The sequence below is a fragment of the Providencia rettgeri genome (assembly GCF_001874625.1).
Lineage (GTDB): Bacteria > Pseudomonadota > Gammaproteobacteria > Enterobacterales > Enterobacteriaceae > Providencia > Providencia huashanensis.
Genome location: NZ_CP017671.1, coordinates 3502091 through 3524140, shown reverse-complemented (window position 1 = coordinate 3524140; position 22050 = coordinate 3502091). Strand labels below are relative to the sequence as shown.

The window sequence follows — 22050 nt, the reverse complement described above, 5'->3', positions numbered from 1 at the left end:
ATCTATGAAACTAAAGATATTACGTGCAATTTATTTTGGTAATAAGGTAGTTGTAGAAGGTGAAGAAATAGAAACACTGGAGCAACATGGCCGTGAACTCGTTTTAAAAGGCTATGCAGTTGAAATTGAAGGTGAACAGAATCTTGTAGAGCCAGAGCCAGAGCCAGAGCCAGAGCCAGAGCCAGAGCCAGAGCCAGAGCCAGAGCCAGAGCCAGAGCCAAAAAAAGAAACTAAAGGCAAAAAGGAGAAATAATGCTTTCTCTTGAACTAGTTAAACAACATTGCAATATCGATGCTGATTTTACTGATGATGATAAGTTGCTAACGATTTATACAGGCTCTGCCTTGAAGTATGTCGAAAACTACACACGTCGGAAATTGTATGAGAGCGAATCATCAGACGGTTATCAGGACGATCCTGAGTCGTTGTTGTTAAGTGATGATGTCAAAAATGCCATGCTGTTATTGATTGGTCAATGGTATGAAAGCCGTGAGAATGTCATTAGTGGGCAGTCCTTTTCGACCCAACCCTTTGCTGTTACAGCATTGCTTCAACCTTATCGTATTTATGGGCTGTAAGGAGGCTTTATGCAAGCTGGGCGTTTACGTCACAAGGTGACTTTCCAGCGTAAGGAACTAGTTAAATTACCCTCGGGTGCTCGTGAAAATCAGTGGGTTGATATAGCTACAACACGCGCAGAAGTTAAACCCATCTCAGGTCGTGAGCTTCTTGCGTCAGGTGCCGAAATGTCAGAAATCACCGTTCGCGTTTGGATGCGTTATCGATCTGATATTAACTCAACCTGCCGGATGGTATTTAATGGGCTCAACTATGATATTCAGTCCGTTATTCCTGATGTGAAAAAGACTCGGCTTGAATTGCTGTGTAAACAGGGAGTTAAGGCTGATGGATGATTTTAATATTGATTTCAGCGGGTTCCTTGATGTGAGTAAAGAGCTTGAGGAACTCAGCAAAGCTGAGAGTACGAGGGTATTGCGACAAGCGACTTATGCGGGTGCTGCTGTTTTGCGTGATGAAGTGAGAGCAAAGGCGCCAAGGCGTACTGGAAAGCTAGCCCGAAATATTATGGCCAGCAGCCAGCGCAGTCGCAAAAATGGCGAAGTTTCGGCGGGTGTTTATGTTCGGGGTAGTAATAAAGAGGGGACTAATAGCGATAATTCAATGAAAGCCAAAGACCCAAGAAATGCTTATTACTGGCGATTTTTGGAAGAAGGCACTTCAAAGATGCCACCGGTACCTTTTATCCGTCCTGCATTCGATAGTAAAGCCGATGAAGCCGCTAGTGCAGCAATCGAAAAACTGAATCAGGCGATTGATGGAGTGCTCAATAAATGATTGATGCCGACTTGCTCAAACTCTTAGACCCTGTATTGCCTGATAAGGTGTTTCCGCTCGTTGTTCCGCAAGATGTGCCCGCTATCAGTCCGCCATGGTTAATATTTTCATTCTATGAAGTTGACGAGGATGTGTTCGCTGGACAGGCTGAAACAATGACTAATATTCAAATTGATATTTATGCGAAAAGCCCTGATAAAGCTAGCGAAATACGGGATAAAGCATTTATGGCCATAAAGGTATTAGCACCTACAAATGTCTCCCGAAAATCGGATTATGAATCTGACACGGCTTTGTATCGTAAAACGTTAGAATTCCAAGTCTGGAATTAAATTTCAACTCACACCATCAGCCACCTACGGGTGGTTTTTTTATGTCTATAGGAAACTGATATGACGAGTAAACATGAAAAAACGCAAGGTACCAAAATCAGCGTTTCTAAATTGGCGGCAACAGATATTGCTGCAGTCGAAACAGATTCGCTGTCGATTGATTGCACAACGAAGGAAATTAGCTACACGGGTGGTCAAAAACAAGACATTGATGTCACGACATTATGCTCCACTGAGCAAGAAATGATAAACGGGTTAGCAGCTCCTGCTGAAGTCACTATTAGTGGTAACTGGGCACCTGATGAAGGGCAAGAGGTGTTACGCCAAGCTTATGACGACGATACGGTTCATGCATTTAAAGTGGTTTTCCCTTCCAATAATGGTTATGCCTTTTTAGCCGAAGTGCGCCAAAACAGTTGGTCCGTTTCGACTAATGGTGTAGTCACTGCATCATTCACACTACGCCTTAAAGGTAAAACAATACCAGTTGTGAAAGGGGAGTCAGCCCCAGAAACGCAATCACAAACAACAGGGGGTGGTAAATAATGGCTAAAAAAGTCAATAAACTGCGTGATATCGCATTAAACCCAGCCCAGTCATTTCGCACAAAAAAGGTGACTGTAGCTGAATGGGGCGTTGATGTTGTGTTGCGTGAACCCTCGGTTTCTATTTGGCTGAAATGGCTTAAAGAACATCGTGATTTAGGGGATTCGGAAGGTGTCAGTACAGAAGAAACTGTTCAGCGAAATCTTGAAACAGATGTGGAGTTCTTGATCAACGTGTTACTTGAAGAGGATTTAAGTCCCGTTTTTACGCCAGAAGATAAACCCGAAGTACTGAAAATTTATGGTCCTGTGCATGCACGATTAGTGCATCAAGCATTTGAGCTTATTACCAGTACAAATGAAGCTGAAAAAAAGTCCGAGAACCTGCACTAAAATTCTTGCTCACCCTAGCATTGCGGCTAGGAAAAACCCTCTCTGAAATTGGCACCATGCCCGCCAGTGAATTACAACTCTGGTGGGCATTTGATTCGATAAATCCCATTGGTGATGCGCGTTTAGATGTACATGCCGCACAAGTCACTGCTGCAATATTTAATGCACAAGGCGTGAAAACAACCCTTAATGACACATTAATTCAATGGGATAGTGAGAGTGTGCAGGCAGAAGAGCAAGCGGGATCGGGGCTAGAAGATTTTTTTGCTTCCTTATCGTGATTGTGATCATTACCCAACGGTAGCTATGTATTATGTCAAAACTCCGCGAATTAATTATTAAAATCTCTGCCAACTCAACGAGCTATCAAGCTGAGATCGCTAAGGCTTCCCGAACGGGTAATGAGTATTACAAAACGATGAGCGCAAATAGCCGTCGTTTTGAGCGTGACCTCCGAACGCAGAAGCAAGCTCTTAATGATATCAACAAACAACTTGCGACAGTGACTAGCACAGCAAAAATGATGTCGGGTGCATTAGCGGGTTTCTTCTCTGTCTCAACCCTGATCACTGCGGTAGATGATTGGGGGCAAATGTCAGCTCGAATTAAAATGGCCTTGACTTCTGCTGAAGGTGATGTCAGTCGCTATGAAGAGCTTCAGCAGCGCTTTTTAACGGTGAGTAATCGCAATGGTAAAGCGATAGAAACTACCCAAGAATTGTATGTAGGTTCAGCCTCAGCAATGAAAGAGTTGGGCTACTCTACGGCTCACACATTAGATTATATTGAATCGTTATCATCCACATTCACTGCAAACGCAACGAGTGCACAGCAAACTGAATCGGCGTTCACGGCACTAAACCGTGCAATGGTAACAGGCGTTTTAAAAGGCAACGATTGGCATTCTGTATTAAATGCCATGCCTTCTGTTGTGGGTGATATTGCTAAAGAACTCTCTCGCATGCGTGGCGGTGTTAAAGTCACTGAAAATGATGTTAAGTTGATGGCCACCAAAGGTGGTATCTCAATGCAACTCTTTGCCAATGCAGTGATTAACGCCAAAGAGGCTAATAATGCACTAGCAGATTCTATGGACAATACCGTTGCAGATGGGTTCACTAAGGCAACGAATGCGGCGAAATCTTATTTTGGTGAGATAAACGCCAGCTGGGGTATTACTCGTTCAATGTCAGCAGGGTTGGCAACCCTAACCGAAAACTTTAGCAGTTTTGCGATAGCAGGTGCCGCGATTGGGGGGATTGGTTTATCTCGTTACATGGGTAACTTATCACTAAGTGCCTATGAAGCGGGTAAAAAAATGCTTGGTGCAGCTAAAGATAACTATGTTCTTAATAGCGCGCAAGCAAAAGGTCTTGAAATAAGCCTGTCTAAAATTAGAGCAGAAAAAGCCTTTGCTATTACCACTCAGGAATCGTTAGCAGCACAGCTACGTGCAGCTCAAACCGAAACCCAACGCAATGCCATTCGCCAGCAAATGGCAAAAAACTCTGCGACGATTATTGCCTTAAATAAAGCAGAGGAAGCTAGTACGAACCAATTGACCGAAGCTCAAAAACGACTGAATTTTGCAGCTAGGGCAGCCAGAGGGACTTTAGCGCTATTAGGTGGCCCAGTTGGTGCAGCAATGCTAGCAGGTGGAGCACTGTTTTATTTCTCACAAAAATCGGATGAAGCTAGAGAAAGTGCTTTGTCGCTAAAAGATTCTGTGGTGGAAACCATAGCTGAGCTACAAAAGTTATCAAAAGTAAAAGTTCAGTTATCTCTTGATGAGGATAGGGAAAACTTAGAAAAGTTAATTGAACAGCAAGCAATTGATGCGAGGCGGCTAGAGAACTACTCTGATGAGAAGCTGGCTAAGTTAGAACGGCGGAGTAAAGGGGTACTTTCTTTTGCTTATGAAAATCCCAATGATTATCGTAGGGAAAGAGATCAGATTTTATCTGATATTGAAGATGGAGAGAAAGGTCTACAGAAATTAAGGGAGAAAATTTCCAATAAAGAACAGGTCTTAAAGGGAAACATATTTAACTCACCATCTGAGACGGAACCAAAAGACTTACCGCCACCAAAACTAACAGGTAGTACTGACAAGGATAAAGGCAAAACTAAAGCGCTTAATGATTATCAGCAATTGCGCAAATCGATTGAGTCAGAGCATTTTTCAAGCCTTCAGAAAATTCAAGCGAGTGAAAAGGAAAATAATGACAAGTTAGCTAGTCTTCACAAGAAAGGCTACATCAGTCAAACCGAAATGCAGCGTTTGATTTTGCTTAATACAGAAAATCACCAGCAAAAACGCTTAGAACTTGCCGAAAAGTATGATCCTTATGCCACTATTGTTCGCAAAGAAAAGGAGGCTGCAAGGGAGTTAAATGAGCTTCGTCAGTCCAAGTTATTAAGCGAACAGCAGTATTATTCCGCTAGTTTGCAGTTACACAATGATTACACCAAGCAAAAGTTAACCGAGGAGGCCAATAAAAAGGCTTTACCCAGTTATGATCTTGCGGGTGAAATTGACCCTGTTGTTAAGCTGCAAAACCAACTCAATGAGCAGCAGGCATTGTATGAGGCTTATCGTAGCAATGACCTAATCAGTCAGGAGCGGTATCAGGAACTCATGATAGCAGCAACTAATCGCTCAAAAGAAGCGCAATTAGAAGCTGCAAAAGAGCTGTATGGTGCTCAGGGTAACTGGCAAAAAATGCAGATGAACTTACTCGAAACCGTTGAACAGCGCACCAGCAATGCGTTAACGGGTATTTTAACGGGTTCTAAATCATTTTCAGAAACACTCCAAGAGCTTTCCGCATCACTAGCACAATCCATTATTCAGGATTTAATTCGTATTGCTATGCAGGCGATGATCACCAATGCTTTAACTGGGTTATTTGGTGGGTTTGCTGGTGGCGGTGCATCGGGCGCGAGCTCGGCAGCTTCGGCCTCTGGTACTGGAGCGATGGGTATGTCAACGGGGTGGCAAAGTTATGTGCCAAACGCCAAAGGAGGGATGTATAACACTCCTGGTCTAAGTGCTTATAGCGGTCAGGTTATTGATGCACCGACATTTTTCCCATTCGCTAAAGGTGGAGTGCCTTCGCTGGGGTTAATGGGGGAAGCGGGGCCAGAGGCTATTATGCCGTTAACTCGTTCTAAAGATGGCTCACTAGGTGTTCGCGCTCAGCTTCCTAAAATTGATATGCCAGTTAATGAAAAGCCTGCTGGCGGTAATGTGTTTAATCAAGATTTTTATATATCTGGCAATGGAGATGCTGCACTGGAAGGTGCCTTAAGGGAGGCAGCACGACAAGGGGCGGAAGAGGGCGCGGCAAAGGCCAAGGCGGACATTATGCGAGATTTTCAAACTAACGGTAAGTTACGTAAAACGCTAGGGAAATAATCATGGATATTTTAACATGGCCTAAAGAATTGGAGCCGTCATCTCTTGATTGGCAGCTGATTAGCAACTCTAAGACATTTGTTTCCGTTTTTACTGGGAGCGCACAAACTGTGCGTTACCCAGGTAGCCGATGGCGTTGTGATTTAACCCTCAATAATTTAATAGATGAAAAAGCGCGCCTACTGGAAGTTATTCTGGCACAGCTGGACGGTGAGTCTGGGCGTATTAAATTGTTTGACTGGGCTCGAATGGGCGTTAATGGTGTCGGAGTTCCTATCGTTAATCAGCCAAATCAAATGGGACGAACCTTGTTAACTAAGGGTTGGAAACCAGATTCATTGGTACTAAAAGCGGCTGATAATATCACGATTAATCATGAACTTAAAAAAGTAACTTCTGATGTAATGAGTGATGCACAAGGAAATGCAACAATCTCATTTTCCCCAATGCTACGCTATTCCCCTGTAATGGGGGATAAAATTGAAGTGCAAAATCCTTATGGCATTTTTAAGTTAACTGACAACAATCAAGGGCGATTGCGTAGAACGCCAGGCGTATTTACATCTACTACGCTTTCTTTTGAGGAGGCACTTTATTGATGATCTATCATCCTTTTTCAAATGAAATGACCCAAGCCATTAATGATGGTTGTTATGTCGTCGCTGCAGCTAAACTTGATCTCAAATCTGGTGTAACACGCGTGCACACCGCGACGGGTAATTTAGTTATTGCTGGTGAGATGTATCAAGGTGTAGGTCAGTTTGGTGCGATAGAAACGGTTTCAGAAGAAAATACGACAGGCCCACAGCAGCTTATTTTATCGCTCAGTGGTTTTGATTCCTCATTACTCGGTGATGTGATGAATGAGCGGAGCCGAGGGCGGGATGTGCGATTAATGATGGTGGCTCTCAATGAAGATGGACAGCCTATTCTCGCTGAAGTGCTATTTGCAGGTCAAATTAGCAATATCGGTGTGAGCGTAGGTGATAAGTGCGAAGTTGCGGTCACAGTATCAAATCGCTTTGAACGTTGGTCTCAGGGGTTACCTGATAGGTTTACTGATGAATCATGGCAAAAGCGACATATAGGCGATCGCATATTCCGCTATGTTGCTCAGATGGCTGAAAGGGCAATTTACTGGGGAAGTAAAAAAGATGCCCCAACATTTATCTATAAGTGATCTGTGTCTCTGTTATTTAGTTTACATCTATTCTATTGTTCTTATTGGTTTGGTATGGTTATTACTTAAGTTAACATATTAAAACTAATTAATGGGATGGATAGCCGTGGCAGAGTCAAACACAAAATATATTGATAGTGATATGGCAAGTCACATAGAGCGAATTTACGATGACGTTGTTATGTATTGTTCGAATAGAAAGACATTTGATAGTGAATTGCTATGCAAAGTATTTGAATTGGACGAATACACCTGCAGTGAACTTATCACCACAATGGTCATTAATGGGGTAGTAGGTGATATTAGTGATGATGGAATATATAAAGTTAGTGATAAATATGTTCATAGTGATTTTTTGGCAATAAACAATGCAAGTAAATATACCAGAACGCAAATTAAATATAATAAAAAAGAATCAAATGGCGCAGGGAAATATTTCGCTTTGTTAGCGCTAATTGTTTTTCTTGTATCCGTTTATTTTCTTTTTAGATCACCAATCTCTCTATTATTACTTATACCGTTGTCATTAATGGTTACGGCTCTTTGCGATAAGGTCGGAGCCATAGCTTCATCTATCGGCGTTATTGTTATTTGTGTCTTTAGTCTGATATTTGTTAATTCATCTACACCTATATTTGGTGAAAAATATGAAGCAAGGATTAAGGCTGAAGATTATAAAGATAGAATAAGAAAGGAAGCTATAGAGGAAATGAATCAAATATCGTTTGGTGAAAAACGATTGAAAAATTCGCTTAAAGATCCATCCTCTGCAGATATAAGAAATAGTAAGCTTGGAAAGTCAGGGGTGGTATGCGGACAGGTAAATGCAAAAAATAGCTTTGGGGCATACACAGGCTATAAGAATTTTGTGCAAATAGGAACTACATCATTAATAGATGATGGAACAAAAGATTTTGCCAATGAATGGAATAATTTATGCAATTAAGATCTGGGCGATAACACCTATAACCTTTTTTAAATCAATTTAATACATAAACCTGCTTCGGCGGGTTTTTTTATGCGCGGAGATCAGCAATGCGACACTCAAACTGGACATCTCAACTACCTGAAACCCTACAACAAGCGATGCATAAGCCTTTTTCATGGGGTGAACATGACTGTTGTTTATTTGCTGCGGATTGCGCAATTGCTGTTTGCGGTATTGATATTGCTGAAAAAGTTCGTGGTCGCTATAAGACAAAATCAGGGGCTATGCGAGTTTTAAAGTCCGATTTTGGGGATCTGGAAACTGGTCTATCAGGCTTCTTTCAAGAAATAGCCCCAATTGATGCAATGCGCGGCGATATTGTTATGTTCAACGGAGATGACGGGAAAACCCTTGGTGTTCTGTGGGCGAATAAAATATGGGCTGTAACGGATGACGGCGCACGCCCTGTTAATTTTCAACCAGTTAAAGCGTGGAGGGTCGAATAAATGGGTAAGACAGTCACCAATATCGTTTCTGCTGGCTTAATGGTTGCGGGTGTTATTGCTACGGGGGGATTAGGTACCGCATTAATCGTTGCAGGGATAGCTGTTCAGGCTGCAGGTACGTTTATTTTTCAAGATAAAATACCTGCAATGCAGTACCGCGACCAATCTGAGCGAAAACAAATGTTACGTTCTGCGGTTGCACCAGAAACGATTATCGTGGGGAAAACTGTGTGTTCTGGGTTACTGTTTTTCGCCGAAGAAGAAAAGGGCGACCAAACAGAAAATGAACGATTATTCATGGCATTAGCCATTGCTGCTCATAAAGTTGACCGTATTGGCCAGATTTGGTTGAACGATGATTTAATCGGTACCTTTGGTGATAAAGCGGCTTATGAGTTTCACAATAGCCGAACGGACTGTGACCCTTACTTGTTGAAAAATGCGCCATCGTGGAAATCGGATATGATAGGCGATGGTTTGGCATGGCTACGTTTAACTCTGAAATACGATGCTGAAAAATTCCCATACGGCGTTCCTAACATCAAAGTCGAAGTGTGGGGGAAGCCTGTCTATGATCCGCGCACAAATAAAACGGCTTGGAGCAATAACGGGGCATTAATTATTCTTGATTTTTACCGTAGCTATTTGGGTGTACCCGATTCAGATATTGATTTTAATGCGTTCAAAGTTGCGGCTGATTTATGTAGCGAACCGGTAACAACGCCCGAAGGCAACACAGAGCCTCGCTATACGATTAATGGGGCCTATGAACTTTCTGAGTCTCCATCAGCAATTCTGGATCACATGCATAAATGCATTGCTGCTGAGCCGACTTATGTTGCGGGCAAGCACGGCATTTTGATGCAGGCTTATAATGGTCCAGCAGTATTACGCATTGAACCCAATCAAATCATCGATACCGTTAATATCACACCAGAACTGGCGCTACGTGACGCAACTAACGCCATTTACGGTACGTTTGTCGATGCAGAGCAGCAGTACATTAAAACCGATTTTGAGCCTGTTATTGTTGATGAATGGATTGAAGAAGATGGGTTAGAAATCAAAGAGAATATGGATTACCGCTTTGTCACTAGCCCATACCAAGCGGCACGTCTCTCTAATTTATATCTACGTAAAAAACGGGCAGGGCGTCGTGTTCAATTACGGATGAATATGGATGGTTACGCCTACAGACCAGGAGAGGTGATTTTATTAAACCTGCCTCAAATTGGTATTCAAAACCTTGAATTTCGTGTTGCTGAATGGAAGTTTCACCCGCAAGAGGGCGTTGATATTCTCCTCGAGGAGGACGGAGCTTATATTTATGAAGACATTATAGGTAAGCCTTTTGTTCGACCCCCATTCACGGTTTTACCCACTGGTGGGGTAGCGCCACCGCTTAACCTTGCTTTTGTGGCCACGAATATTGGTGAAGTCGTCCAAGGGTTTTTGAGCTGGCAATCAGCTGCTGCTGATGTTCGCTATAACACAGTAAACATCATTGAAAATGGCAAAGTTATTCAGTCCATTCAGGTGCCACAAGACAGAGTAGATTTATCAGGCCTTGTGCGTGGTTCTTATCGTGCGGAGGTTCGTTCTATTAATGCGGCTGGCGCAATGTCTGCCCCTGCCATTGTTGATTTTGATATCCAAGCTCCACCTAAACCAGTCAGCGTTGAAATGGTCGGTGGTATGTTCTCTCTGACCTGCATTCCGCACGGTGGCGAAACCGCACAGCATGGTTATACGTTTGAGTTTTGGTTTAGCGACAAAAAACTGGCCAGCACGAATGACACCGAAGTCACCACAAAAGCCAACCGCCAAGGGCAGGGGCAATTCTGGACTAAGGAGAATTTAAAAGCCGATACTAATTATTGGTTTTATGTTCGTACGGTTAACAGCTATGGCAAGTCACCGTTTGTTGAAGCCGTAGGAAAGGCTGACGGAACGCCAAAGGATATGATTGACGAATTGGGTAATAATTTCCTCAGCAATGAAGCTGGCCAGCGAATGCAGGAGCAAATCGACTTCAATAAAGATAACCTCACTGATTTAAAAATTGATAGTGACGACTTTAGGCAAAAAGTTATCAGTATTGATCGCGAATTAGAGGCGGTTAATGAAGCCGTGATGACGGTAACCCAGATGTCTACTGAAAATTACTATGAGCTCAAGGAGGAATCCGCTAAAGGTAAAGCGTCAATTAAGCAGTTAGAGCAAGTTCAAGCTGACTTCACTACCTCTCAGGCAAAGTACCAGCAAGAAGTTGCGGCTCAATTTGAACATACGGCTGCTGATGTTCTGAATGTTCAAAATGCGCTAGCAAAATCAAATGAAGCTTTCGCAGAGGATATTAGGCAAGTTCGTGCTGATTTAGGTGAGACTAACGATGAAGTCGGTACGATTAAAGGCCGTGTAACGGATATCGCTACCGCTACCACTGATTTGGAAAAGGCTCAAGCAAAACATGAAGCGTCTGTTGTTGCTGAGTTTGGCGAAATGAGAGGGTATCTAACACACCTAGGGCAAGTCACAACGGATGATAACAAAGCCTTAGTGGAGGCCATAGGACAAACCCAAGCGCAGTTTCTTTCGCTGCATAATGAAAGCTTAGTCTCGCGTGCCCGTATTATCCGTACGGAGACAGCCTTAGCCACTGAAACAGAAGCGCGAGCGGAAGATAAAGTACAAATTGATGCACGTCTCAATGACGCAGAAGGCGCGATTACCACGATTAAGGAGGTTCAGGCTCAACAGGGTGAAGCGATTGCAAAGTCTGAAGAACAGCTACGTGCTGAAATTAACCTCGGCGATGAGGCGCTACAAGGTCAGTTAACCGAGCAAGGTCGTGAGCTATCTGAAGTTAGCAGCGTTGTGACTGAGCACAAGAGTGCAATTGCTGATTTAGATAAAACCGTCACGCAGGTTAAGCAAACTCAGCAGAGCCAATACAACGAAACTAAAGCGAGCATCAATGAGCTATCAGAAACGACGACAAGCCTTGATGAAGCGATGACAACGGAGAAAGCTTTAACAGAATCCCGCTTCGAAGAAACCGAAGCCTCAATTTCGAGTCTGCAGCAAACGGTAGCCAATATTGAAGGGGCAACCGTTGAGGCAGTTGGTCAATTGCAAGTTCAGCATGATATTCAAGGCATAGAAGTGTTGAGTGTGAAGGCTTCCATTCGACGTGTGGAAACTGTTATAGCGACTGAAACGCATGCCTTGGCGCAAAAAGTGGAACAACTTGATGCTCAATATGGCGCTATGAATTCAAGTATCAACTCATTACAAAAAGTTGTCGCTGATAACCAGAAGTCACAAGCGGAAGTTAACGAACTCATTAAATCAGAAATAGGTGATAACAAAGCTGCAATTGAGTTGCGGGGGCAAACTGTTTTCGATCACGAAGGGAATGGCTCTGCGATTTACACAATTAAGACCGGTATTAATTGGAATGGCCAATACTATGACGCCAAGTTCATGATGGGAGCTAGCGTTAAAAACGGGAAAGTTGAGACGTTAATTGGTTTCAGTGCAGACACGTTTGCTATTTTTAATAATGTAAGCGGGAAAATGGAAACCCCATTTGCAATAAAAAATAATCAAGTGTTTTTAGGTCCAACGTATATCGAGGATGGCTCAATAACCAATGCCAAGATTGGCAATGTCATTCAAGCCAATGGTTACAAAGCAGGTAAGAGTGGCTGGAAAATTGATAAAGAAGGTGATGCTGAGTTCAATAATGCCGTTTTCAGGGGGCGTATTGAGGGGGCTGATGGTTATTTTAGTGGTACCGTTGATGCAAAAGAAATATTGGGGGACGTGTATTATTCAACAGCAACGAAAATTACAGGGACAGTTCATGATGCAACGCTGCATGTTGGAACACTAAACACAGGCTGGATAAAAGCAGTTGAAATCAACTCTGAAATTTTTAGCCGAGTATTTGATGCTGATTTGGCATGTAGCTTGAAAATGGACAGAGTAGAGGGGGGTTGGCAATACTCTGCATATATTCGGATTCAAGTCGGCGTTGATGATGGGAGTGGAGGGGTTGCGCTTGCATACAGTGAAACAGGAAAATATTTAGGAAATGGTGGGCTTAATTTAACTGTCAATGCAGGCCCTATTCAATTGCCTATCGCCCCACGAGGCGGCAAGAGTTATATCTATATTCGTGCAGTGTCCACAAAAAACGACCCAAACACAAACGCAACAGCAAGAGTTGTTTTAAGCTACTCAAATCTTAAGAGAGTGGAGGTTTTCAAAGTTGGTACATCGACTGTCAAAGCACTAACAATTTAAACCACAGAATAATCAATAAACCGCTTAATTGCGGTTTTTTTACGTCCAAATTTCGAGGAAATAACATGTACAGTACGGGCACAGTTACAACAACAGCAAACAGCACAAAATTAACTGGAGTGGGCACAAAATGGCTCAATAACATTAATCGTGTCTCTGCAGAGCAAGCGATACAAATTCAAATCGGCGCCACAGTTCACAACAACAGCATTCAATCGATTCAATCTGATACGGAATTAACGCTTAACTTCCCATTCCCTACAGCAGCCAAAGATGCGAAATACGTCATTCTCACCACCATGGTTCACTCTGTTTCAGATGCAATGAATAAGATAGTGTCCATGAATGGTTCAAATGTGCAGTTCAGCGACATACTGACGCGCTGGATGACAGAACAAGGCATTATCACGGTCACATTGCCCGACCAAACCACTCAGCAGCTACGCACCACAAAATAAATGGATAAGCAGCTCGATGGGAAGCTTGATAAAACGGGAGGCGAAGTTTCAGGTGATTTATCTGTTACGGGTACAAATTTTACTGTTGGGAAAGATGCAAGCGTGTTGCAACTCAAAGCAGGGGCATTAGTACCAAAACCGTTTATCAATTACAGAACTAATTCGACATGGTACCAGCACTACTTTCAAGATAAAACAGGAACACTAATGCATGTGCGAGACTTTGGCATTGGTGCTATTGCGAGTGTCGCAGCAACTGCGCCAACCGTAGGTGATATGAATAGCTTAGAAACGAGTGGATTTTACGGTGCTTCAGGGGCGGGTTCATTGAATACATTCAATCAAACATCACCCTGCATTTCAGCGGCCAGAAATGGCGGGGGCTCAGGAACGGGCATGGTTTTGCAAATTCAAGCAAAGGCTAACGGCAGCATAGGGACTAGATTTAGAAGTGAAAACGTGTGGTCTGCATGGATTGAAAACTATAATGTGACAAATACCACTAAAGACACTAACGGCAACTTAAAAGCTGCATCCCCGGTGGTAAAACTCTTCGCTGATAACATTGAGCTTAACGACGAATCTGAAGGCGTTGAAATGGAGCACCTTGGTGTTGGCCATTACCTCATTAAAGGTGTTGTGGGTTTTAATGCAGATGGTGCATGGGGTATCAATAACGGCTTTGTCATTCCTCAAGACCATAACGGTAAAAACATGGTTCTCATTGATTACGAGGTGAGACCTGATGGTGATATTGAAGTTTTTGTTTTCCACCAACAGAACGCAGATATGCCAGAGCGTTTCCAGAACAGGCGCATTAAGCACTTTGATGAAGAAGGCGTGCCTGTTTACTTCGAAAACTACGAGCCTTGCGACGTACCTGAATCGCGCTGGATAGACATGCGTGTCGAAATGCCACCTAACTCACTATACAATCAGAAGCAAGCTGAAGCACAGAGACTCGCTAAGCTAGAAGCAGAGCGATTAGCGCAAGAAGAAGCTAAACGTGCAGCAGAGGAAGCGGAAAGGGCAGAGCAGGAAGCGGCGGAACAGGTAGAGCAACAATAAAAACTAATGCGCCAGCTCGAGTGGTTGGCGCATTTTTAGAACGTTAGTCAAACAAAGAAGATAGCTTTTCGTGCCAAGCGTCGAGAATTTCGCGTTTTTCCCTTAAGTAATCATATCTATCATAGTGTTTTTTAGACACTCCTGGTCTTTTATGGTTTTGTACCATATCCCTCATTTCTGAGCTTATCCCCATTTCCCCAGCCAATGTTTTAAATGTCCGTCTTATATCCCTTGGTGTAAATTTTTCAAACTCATTACGCTTGCAAAACTTATTTAATTGTTTTGCGTACTCCGATGTTAATAAATGGCCTTCTTGAGTATCAGCAGGGAATAGAAAACTGGATGTTGGGTATAACAATTCCTGAATATTTAAAATATCGATAGCAGGTTTTGTTAACGGTATTACGTGATAGTCCTCTGTTTTTGAAATATGCGGAGGTACAGTCAATGTATTATTCTTTTTATCCCAATTATCCCGAGTGTTAGCTATTATTTCCCACGGCCTTTGTCCAGCAGCGTAAACACAGAATAAAAATAACCTAGCATAGTCGGGATTAATAGGACATTCATTGCTAGGCTTATTAAATAACTCCAGCAAGTGTTTTAATTCATCCCATGACAAGAATCTATCTAATGCTTTGTCGGCACCTTTTTGTCTAGGGACAACTGCAACAGGGTTTCTATCTAAACCGTAAATAACTCGTTCGTTAATTTTTGCTGGGTCATTGTCAGCAAATAGGCCGAAATTAAACACTGCATGTAAATTAGCCCTAACCTTGTTTGAACCAGCCAATGCACCGCGATTAATAAACTCAGATAGTATTCTTTTAATATGATCGGGAGTAACATCTTTAGCAGCCATGGATGGATTTATATGCTTGCTTTCTAAAACCTGATTTAGCCTATTTTGCGTTTTATCGTACGAACGCTTACCTTGTCGCTTCTGATCTTCAATGTAGTCGTCAAAGAGTTGCTTTACAGTTGCATGCTCATATTTAATTTTTTCAGGTGATGATGCTTCTGCAGCGGCAGCTACAGATTTTACAGCGGCATCAGCTAATGATAAATTTGGGTAGTCACCAAGTGAAATAAATTTCTCTTTTCCATCTTTGAAGTAACGGTAAACGAAAACCTTTCTTCCTGATGGATATGTTTTTACACCAAGTCTGCCTGTACCCCTAGTCGCTGATGCTTGCCAAGTATAGTACGCAGATTTCTTAGGCTTCAATCCTCGTATTTTACTGTCTGTTAGTAATACGCTTGCCATTTAGTAATTCCGTTGCAGGTTGGTTACGGGTCAAGTAACGGGTCAAGTAATGACGAAATGATATGAAACTAGGTGAAATCATGCAAGCTATATAAAGCCTTAAAAATCAATTGGATGAAATATTATGAAATCATATAAAACTCAATGAAATCAAGCTGTAACGCCCTTCTAAGCCGTAGGTCACAGGTTCGAATCCTGTAGGGCGTACCATTAATTTTCAATCACTTACCATCATTTAAAATTCTCCACTTTTGCTAACTGGGACGTATTTGGGACGCAAGTACCGAAAATAGTGTCTATTTGCTTCGCATGTTCAGTTAAATGATTAGGTGCTAAGTGTGCATATCTTCTCACCATATCAACTGATTCCCATCCGCCCATTTCCTGTAAAACTGAAAGTGGGACGCCAGACTGAATTAACCAACTCGCCCATGTATGCCGCAAGTCATGAAAGCGGAAGTTTTCTATTCCTGCTCTTTTCAGTGCGGCTCTCCATGCTGTGTTAGAATCAACTCGCATTTTTCTGACGCTTGGCGTTAATGTTCCGTCTGGTCTCTTTTTGGATTCAGTGTGAACAAATACCCATTTGTGATGGTTTCCTATTTGTTCCTTAAGAACCTGACAAGATGTATCATTCAATGCAACACCGATAGCCTGACCTGATTTGCTTTCCTCTGGATTTATCCAAGCGACTTTTCTTTGCATATCAATCTGATTCCACTCTAAATTGATTATGTTGGAACGTCGCAGTCCAGTAGCCAATGCAAATATAACTACGGATTTCAGTGGTTCAGGGCATTCACGGATCAGCCTTTGCGCTTCGTGATGTTCTAACCACCGAACCCGCTTTTCTCTCACTGTTGGCACTTTAATAACTGGTGACTTTTCCAGCCATTTCCATTCTCTCTCAGCAGTTCTTAGCAATGACTTCATAATTGCCAAATGCTTTGCTTTGGTGGCTGTGGTTACTTGGGCTTCTGAATAAGCAGGGATTTCCTTTCCCTTACGCTTAGCTGCTTCAGCTTGCTTTTCCCATCGTTCTCTAACCTTCCTGTTTCTCATCTTGCTTACAGCTGCATAAATTTTTGCTTCTGTAATATCTTTCAGCTTCACACCTTCGAAGTGATCTAACCAAAAGGAAAGCCGACCTTTATCATCATCCAGTGATTTTTTATCGGCTTTCTCCTCTATCCAACGAATAATCGCCTCCTCAAATGTGACATCAGGGAAGTCACCGAGCTTTTCTATGCGCCACAATTCAGACTTTCGTTTGTCGTGTAGCTCCTGTGCTTGCTTCTTGTTCGTTGTGCCAAGAGACTCCTTGATACGCTTGCCGCTTGGCGTCGTGTAGTCCCCGTACCAGATTTTTCCTCTTTGGAATATTGACATGGTTTCCTTTCTCCTGTCTCACCAGTGTTCACTGGTATAGTGTGAATTGATTTATTGGCCGCTGCAATACATGCCGACCTAGTGAATAAGTAAGGGGAGTTTTTCTTTAGCGGGTTTTTCTTTGTGAATGCGATCATTCCTTGCTTGCACCACTGTGATAGCGTGTTTTCAGTTATACCAATTATTTCTGCTGCTTCTTTTCTAGATATGGTTATTCCAGTCACCATTAATCTCCTTATCTATCGTCATAACATAGTGATTGAGCCACATATTGGGTGTGTACTTTAGTTTCTTATCGGATGGTAAATACTTAGTGAATTCGGGAAGGTGCTTGAGTAGGGTTTTGGTTGATATTTCGTTTGTTATTTTTTTATATTTCTTTAGTTCCGTGTGGCATTTCCTTGCCACTGCTCGCAATCCGTTTTCATGCTCCTGCGGTGTCATAGACCACCTATGCTATTTTCAATACATTATTAAATTGAATATTGCTTTCTACCTGATCCCCGAACACATCCCAATCACCAAATTTTTCACGAGCGAATAATTCGATGCGTGGCACGTCTCCATATAGTTCCTCTAGCCTGTGATGTACTTCTTTCGGCTTTTCACTATGATCACCAAGGCATGAATAAATTACTTGTCGAACACTGGCCGATTGACGCGGTAGGCCATTACCACGAACAGCTATTAGGCATATTTCCGCATTTGCACGAGTGTAATTACCGCCATTGATTTTCGTTTCGTTATTTAAAATATCCATATAATCGTAGGCATCGAATAACTCACCGTTTTGTATTTGCTTTGTTATTCTTTCCATAGCCAATTTATTTAATTTCACCCAAACGAAGCCGAGCATAGTTTTAACTTTAAATCCCCACGCTTCGGATAGCTTAATTGCTTCAAGTGCAAAATTACCTGTGTACCACATGCACAGAACGGAGTTTTCAGAAGCTATAGTTTCTATTGGCAATCGAGAGAGGGAATATAAATCGGTGGTGTTGTAATGATTGGTTGCTGCGCCATTTGATGCTTTATTATTATATTGCCAAGGTGGGTCAGCTAATATTAGGTCATACTTTTTCATTCTCCACTCCGCTATCACTTATATTAAAAGGCAATCCATCGGCTTCCATTGGCTCTATGTGAGTAAACGTACATGGGATGATTCCACCGCCAAACTCTTGGGCGAACATCAATGCTTGCTTTGCCTGAAGGGATACATATTGTTTTGGCAATGCTATTTGATACGTAACGCCATCAATTAATACTGGCGTCGTCATTGCTTGAACTTGTTTCATTAATTAACTCCCAATATTTACAAGTATTTTTCTTAATAATCCCACCCGCCTCCAAGTGACCAATCACACAACTAACCTGACTCCTTGAATAATCAGGACTGCATAAGTGATATAGTTCGTCCGTGGTAAGCTGATTACATTGAAGAGCTTCCATTATTCTCTCTCTTAATTTATTCACTCCCTCATCACCTCACCACATTTAATTTCAACATCCCGCACCTGCATTAATTGACTGGCACGGCTCTCGCATTCTTGCTGTGTGTATATTTGCTCTGTAACAGGCACAGCAGAACCCTGCATTACAAGCAGTAATACATATCCGATTATTTACATGGTTATTTACTTTTGAATTAAATCAGCACGAATATATAACGTGTCAGTTGTATGAATTCTATCTACACACCAAGTCACATCATCACTACGTAAATTAACTGGAAATTCAGGTTTATTTATTACCTCTGGTTCGGGGTCAACTTGTAGCCATATTAATTCTGGCGCAGTAGGGCAATTAATGCTTTCTGGTAAGTTATTAATTAAACTCTCGCGTGATGCTTTCCAGCACTGATACGTTTTATTTTTAATGAATTCTAAATCTCGTTTAGAACACCACCCTGCTGAAATGCCATTCTCATTAAACCACTCTTCAAATTGCTGCCTTGATTTATCCATCACTCCACCTTTCTATATCCAGCTTTATATAAGCGCTCTGCATACGCATAAGCATTCGCCATACCCATATCAATTAAACCTTTATCGTCAGCGGAAATAACAGCTGCTATGCGTTCTATTTCTTTTTTCGATAATCTTTCGCGTTCTTTATCTACTATTACCTTTGCTAAATCCGAGCAGTCAAAGCAAATATTTGCCGCTTGGCCTTGGATTAAATTATCTTTTCCGACATTCCCACCGCAAAGGTTGCAAACATTCTTAGGGTCTGACTCTGGCACAACAAATTTCATAATTTGTCCTTGGTACATAAAATCATTCATATTCATTCCTATTATTGCATCTATTTAATCGATATGATTAAAATAATTCATCATTGTTTTTAATTTATGACCTATAGTTAATTTGAACTTTCTAATTATTTTTGTAGTCCTCGCCGATTCTCCCTGTGTCGGCATTTTTTTATCTACTTCCTTGCTAAATTCCATGGCTTAACTATTCTTAAATTGCTTACACAGATAAATTATAAGTTTCATTCCTGCACGTCCCCTTGCCGTCAGCTCCGTGGCGGCTTTTTTATTCATTGCATCCCTGCGAGTTAATGGCGATTCTTTAATCCGTAGTAATAGCCTCGCCTTAACCATCTCTCTATTTTCTTTACCACCCCGTGTTTAGCTCTAATTTCGTCAGGAATGCATGATGTATACTCTATTAAATTCAATTGCTTTCTTTTCGTGCCACAATTAATTCCAGCTTTAATGTATTCACTGCGATATTTTTTTAGCCATTCGTCTGAATTGCAGTTGGGACAAGGCCTGCTTTCATCTGAATAATCGTAATAGTCACTATGATTGTCGATATATAAGCGACCTCCGACGCATTTACCTGTCCTATGGCTTCCATAGTTGCACGAGTGTTGAGTTTTGTTTTTCATATCTATCTCCTGTTTGCATCCTTGCAAATATATCCTTTGGTTAAATCACATAGGGAAGGGTTGAAGGGTAGTGTGGATTACAAAAATTGGAAGAATGGCAATAATTCACTTTCTTCTATTTTGTAATCAGCCCATTTACTAGCTAGTGTTTCTGGAATCGATATTGTTGATACAGTGGTAACAATTTCATTCGGCATGAGAAAAACATGCTCAGTTTCATTGTCATCATTAAGAGCGTACAAGACAAAAAAGTCAGCGGTGTCTTTTTGTTTATTGATGCAATAACCCCACCTTGGGGCTGAATTACGAATTCCTTTTCCTTGCTGGTAACGTCTAATTCGTGAAGTTTTAACGTCTACCGTTATGTTTCCAATGGTGAAATCAATATCTGCTTGATACTTCAAGTCATTATTATCTATAGCTATTGGAACTGCATTCTTAAACTTTTGCTCACCAATAACTGCTATTCTATCCGTAACTGACCCATATCTAGCTTTATCTCCAGTCACTGGATAATCCGCCTTCCTTAGCGTGCTATATACCGATTGCCACGGTATACCTAGCTCCATGCCAACTAACTTAAGGTTTTTATGTCGAGAGTAACTTTCTATACATAATTGCGTATTATCCATGCTTGATTCCTTCTAAAACGGGATCAGATCATCATCAAAATCTAATGGTGGCTCAGGTTGTTGAGTTTGCGGTTGTTGGTGTGGGCGCTGAACCCCCTGAGTTGATGGTTTCGGATTCTGACTTTCAGTCTGATTACCGCTGCCTAACATTTGCATTTTTCCATCAATGCCAACGATGACTTCAGTAATGTACTTATCTTGCCCGTCATTACCTTGATACTTACGAGTGCGCATTTTCCCCTCTATGTATACCTGACTTCCTTTTTTCAGGTATTGACCTGCCACCTCGGCTAACTTTCCTTGTATGACAATGTTGTGCCAGTCAGTGCGCTCTCGTTTCTCACCTGTGTTTTTGTCTTTCCACGTTTCGCTTGTGGCGACCGAGAAATTAGCAAATGCTGTTCCGTTCGGTGAATACCTCACGTTCGGGTCATCGCCTAAATTTCCTAGAATGATGGATTTATTGACGCCTCTCTCAGCCATTTACGCTGCCTCTTGTTTAGTTAGCTCTTCTTTTCTTAGCTCATATATCTTCTGAGCTTCCGCTTGTTCTGATGTATCCCTAAGCGCATTGTATGCCTCACGAAACGCATTCTTAAGCTCATCCATATCTTGTGCTTCCATTGCAATATCAGTGAAGTGTGATAAATCCACCTCGGCTTTCGTGCGCCCATCATTAAGCCAATCCATTAGCTTTTTGCCCGTTAATTCATTTAACTGGGTGACTTCGGCATTGCTGAACAATCCTGTTCTATCCTTGCTTGCCATTGCTGTGTGAGTTTCGTGATTAAGGTCGAGCACGGTAGTAAATTCATACTCAACACCGTCACGTTGCTCTGATTTCATGCCTAGTTTATCCACGCCTTTCTTGCCATTACCTTTATCAACCTGAGCAGTTTCCGTTTTGCTTCTCATGGTTGCGATAATATGCAGGTCAGACCGTAGAATTGAATCTAGAAATGCGTTGTGACGAGGTGTTATTTCGCTCCATGCTGACCACGTATTACCGCGATACTTAGCTTTTGCTAAACCATCTAGCAATTCAAGACAGCCGCCTGAACCGCTCCATTCATGGGTGATACTGTCGATTATTAAATTGTCGTAACCAGCTTCCTGCGCAGCTACGATAGCTTCAATAAATCGCTCGGGGGTGAATGGAGGGTCTAGCTCAAGTACGTCGAAATTAAATCGATCGGAGTAGAGTGATGCGCTTCCTTTCTCCGTGTCTATCACGGCTGTTTTACCGCCAAGTCCTTTGGCTATTTCTAGTGCTCCGTATGTTTTTCCTGAGCCACTAGGGCCAGTTAATGCAAGTCGTAGCTTTGCTTTTTTTCGCAATGCTTTTGCAAATTTCATAATTACCTCCGA

26 protein-coding genes are annotated in these 22050 nt (G+C 42.0%); 16 read left to right on the top strand and 10 right to left on the bottom strand.

Going from position 1 to position 22050, the window contains the following annotated elements:
• The first annotated feature begins 4 nt into the window (after positions 1-4).
• The 16 genes from RB151_RS23530 (at position 5) to RB151_RS16290 (ending at position 14496) form a co-directional block, all read left to right on the top strand.
• Positions 5-253, top strand: a complete 249-nt coding sequence (locus RB151_RS23530) for a hypothetical protein (protein ID WP_094301218.1) — start codon at positions 5-7, stop codon at positions 251-253.
• Positions 253-579, top strand: a complete 327-nt coding sequence (locus tag RB151_RS16355; RefSeq protein ID WP_071548465.1) for a head-tail connector protein — start codon at positions 253-255, stop codon at positions 577-579. The genes RB151_RS23530 and RB151_RS16355 overlap by 1 nt, the downstream gene beginning before the upstream one ends.
• 9 nt (positions 580-588) lie before the next feature.
• The gene (locus RB151_RS16350) at positions 589-915 is read left to right on the top strand and encodes a phage head closure protein (protein ID WP_071548463.1); all 327 of its coding nucleotides are present in this window, start codon (positions 589-591) and stop codon (positions 913-915) included.
• Positions 908-1357: an HK97-gp10 family putative phage morphogenesis protein gene (locus RB151_RS16345; RefSeq protein WP_071548461.1), complete on the top strand. Its 450-nt coding sequence runs from the start codon at positions 908-910 to the stop codon at positions 1355-1357. The genes RB151_RS16350 and RB151_RS16345 overlap by 8 nt, the downstream gene beginning before the upstream one ends.
• Positions 1354-1689: a tail completion protein gp17 gene (gp17, locus tag RB151_RS16340; RefSeq protein WP_071548459.1), complete on the top strand. Its 336-nt coding sequence runs from the start codon at positions 1354-1356 to the stop codon at positions 1687-1689. The genes RB151_RS16345 and gp17 overlap by 4 nt, the downstream gene beginning before the upstream one ends.
• 60 nt (positions 1690-1749) lie before the next feature.
• A complete protein-coding gene (locus tag RB151_RS16335; protein ID WP_071548457.1) occupies positions 1750-2235 on the top strand; it encodes a phage tail tube protein in 486 nt (161 codons plus the stop codon).
• The gene (locus RB151_RS16330; protein ID WP_071548455.1) at positions 2235-2627 is read left to right on the top strand and encodes a phage tail assembly chaperone; all 393 of its coding nucleotides are present in this window, start codon (positions 2235-2237) and stop codon (positions 2625-2627) included. Before RB151_RS16335 ends, RB151_RS16330 begins: the two co-directional genes overlap by 1 nt.
• A 56-nt stretch (positions 2628-2683) precedes the next feature.
• Positions 2684-2908: a phage tail assembly protein T gene (locus RB151_RS16325; protein WP_071548453.1), complete on the top strand. Its 225-nt coding sequence runs from the start codon at positions 2684-2686 to the stop codon at positions 2906-2908.
• Positions 2909-2940: 32 nt separating this feature from the next.
• Positions 2941-6045: a tape measure protein gene (locus RB151_RS16320; protein WP_071548452.1), complete on the top strand. Its 3105-nt coding sequence runs from the start codon at positions 2941-2943 to the stop codon at positions 6043-6045.
• Between the two features lie 2 nt (positions 6046-6047).
• Positions 6048-6644 carry a hypothetical protein gene (locus RB151_RS16315; RefSeq protein WP_071548450.1) on the top strand — a complete coding sequence of 199 codons (597 nt, stop codon included), beginning with the start codon at positions 6048-6050 and terminating at the stop codon, positions 6642-6644.
• Complete coding sequence (locus RB151_RS16310) at positions 6644-7225, top strand: hypothetical protein (RefSeq protein ID WP_071548448.1); 582 nt, start codon at positions 6644-6646, stop codon at positions 7223-7225. Before RB151_RS16315 ends, RB151_RS16310 begins: the two co-directional genes overlap by 1 nt.
• 106 nt (positions 7226-7331) lie before the next feature.
• Positions 7332-8171, top strand: a complete 840-nt coding sequence (locus tag RB151_RS16305) for a hypothetical protein (protein WP_145927307.1) — start codon at positions 7332-7334, stop codon at positions 8169-8171.
• An 89-nt stretch (positions 8172-8260) separates the two neighbouring features.
• Positions 8261-8659, top strand: a complete 399-nt coding sequence (locus RB151_RS16300) for a DUF6950 family protein (RefSeq protein WP_071548444.1) — start codon at positions 8261-8263, stop codon at positions 8657-8659.
• Positions 8660-12970 carry a phage tail tip fiber protein gene (locus RB151_RS16295; protein WP_071548442.1) on the top strand — a complete coding sequence of 1437 codons (4311 nt, stop codon included), beginning with the start codon at positions 8660-8662 and terminating at the stop codon, positions 12968-12970.
• A 65-nt stretch (positions 12971-13035) separates the two neighbouring features.
• Positions 13036-13428 carry a hypothetical protein gene (locus tag RB151_RS23785; protein ID WP_237071478.1) on the top strand — a complete coding sequence of 131 codons (393 nt, stop codon included), beginning with the start codon at positions 13036-13038 and terminating at the stop codon, positions 13426-13428.
• Entirely contained in the window at positions 13429-14496 is a 1068-nt protein-coding gene (locus RB151_RS16290; RefSeq protein ID WP_237071476.1) for a pyocin knob domain-containing protein, read from the top strand.
• A gap of 43 nt (positions 14497-14539) precedes the next feature.
• Here RB151_RS16290 and RB151_RS16285 read toward each other — a convergent pair whose 3' ends face one another.
• From RB151_RS16285 to RB151_RS16235, 10 genes are all read right to left on the bottom strand, one after another.
• A complete protein-coding gene (locus tag RB151_RS16285; RefSeq protein ID WP_071548440.1) occupies positions 14540-15763 on the bottom strand; it encodes a tyrosine-type recombinase/integrase in 1224 nt (407 codons plus the stop codon).
• Positions 15764-15994: 231 nt separating this feature from the next.
• The gene (locus RB151_RS16280; protein ID WP_071548438.1) at positions 15995-17152 is read right to left on the bottom strand and encodes a tyrosine-type recombinase/integrase; all 1158 of its coding nucleotides are present in this window, start codon (positions 17150-17152) and stop codon (positions 15995-15997) included.
• A 451-nt stretch (positions 17153-17603) separates the two neighbouring features.
• Positions 17604-18236 carry an MT-A70 family methyltransferase gene (locus RB151_RS16265; RefSeq protein WP_071548435.1) on the bottom strand — a complete coding sequence of 211 codons (633 nt, stop codon included), beginning with the start codon at positions 18234-18236 and terminating at the stop codon, positions 17604-17606.
• On the bottom strand, positions 18223-18450 hold the full coding sequence (locus tag RB151_RS16260) for a hypothetical protein (protein WP_071548433.1): 228 nt from the start codon (positions 18448-18450) through the stop codon (positions 18223-18225). Before RB151_RS16260 ends, RB151_RS16265 begins: the two co-directional genes overlap by 14 nt.
• A 339-nt stretch (positions 18451-18789) precedes the next feature.
• A complete protein-coding gene (locus RB151_RS16255) occupies positions 18790-19119 on the bottom strand; it encodes a hypothetical protein (RefSeq protein ID WP_071548431.1) in 330 nt (109 codons plus the stop codon).
• Complete coding sequence (locus RB151_RS16250; RefSeq protein WP_071548429.1) at positions 19119-19439, bottom strand: hypothetical protein; 321 nt, start codon at positions 19437-19439, stop codon at positions 19119-19121. Before RB151_RS16250 ends, RB151_RS16255 begins: the two co-directional genes overlap by 1 nt.
• A 275-nt stretch (positions 19440-19714) precedes the next feature.
• On the bottom strand, positions 19715-20050 hold the full coding sequence (locus tag RB151_RS24435) for a hypothetical protein (protein ID WP_145927306.1): 336 nt from the start codon (positions 20048-20050) through the stop codon (positions 19715-19717).
• Between the two features lie 77 nt (positions 20051-20127).
• Positions 20128-20682 carry a hypothetical protein gene (locus RB151_RS16245; RefSeq protein WP_071548427.1) on the bottom strand — a complete coding sequence of 185 codons (555 nt, stop codon included), beginning with the start codon at positions 20680-20682 and terminating at the stop codon, positions 20128-20130.
• 12 nt (positions 20683-20694) lie between these two features.
• The gene (gene ssb / locus RB151_RS16240) at positions 20695-21165 is read right to left on the bottom strand and encodes a single-stranded DNA-binding protein (protein WP_071548425.1); all 471 of its coding nucleotides are present in this window, start codon (positions 21163-21165) and stop codon (positions 20695-20697) included.
• A complete protein-coding gene (locus tag RB151_RS16235) occupies positions 21166-22038 on the bottom strand; it encodes an ATP-binding protein (RefSeq protein ID WP_071548423.1) in 873 nt (290 codons plus the stop codon).
• Between the last annotated feature and the right edge of the window lie 12 nt (positions 22039-22050).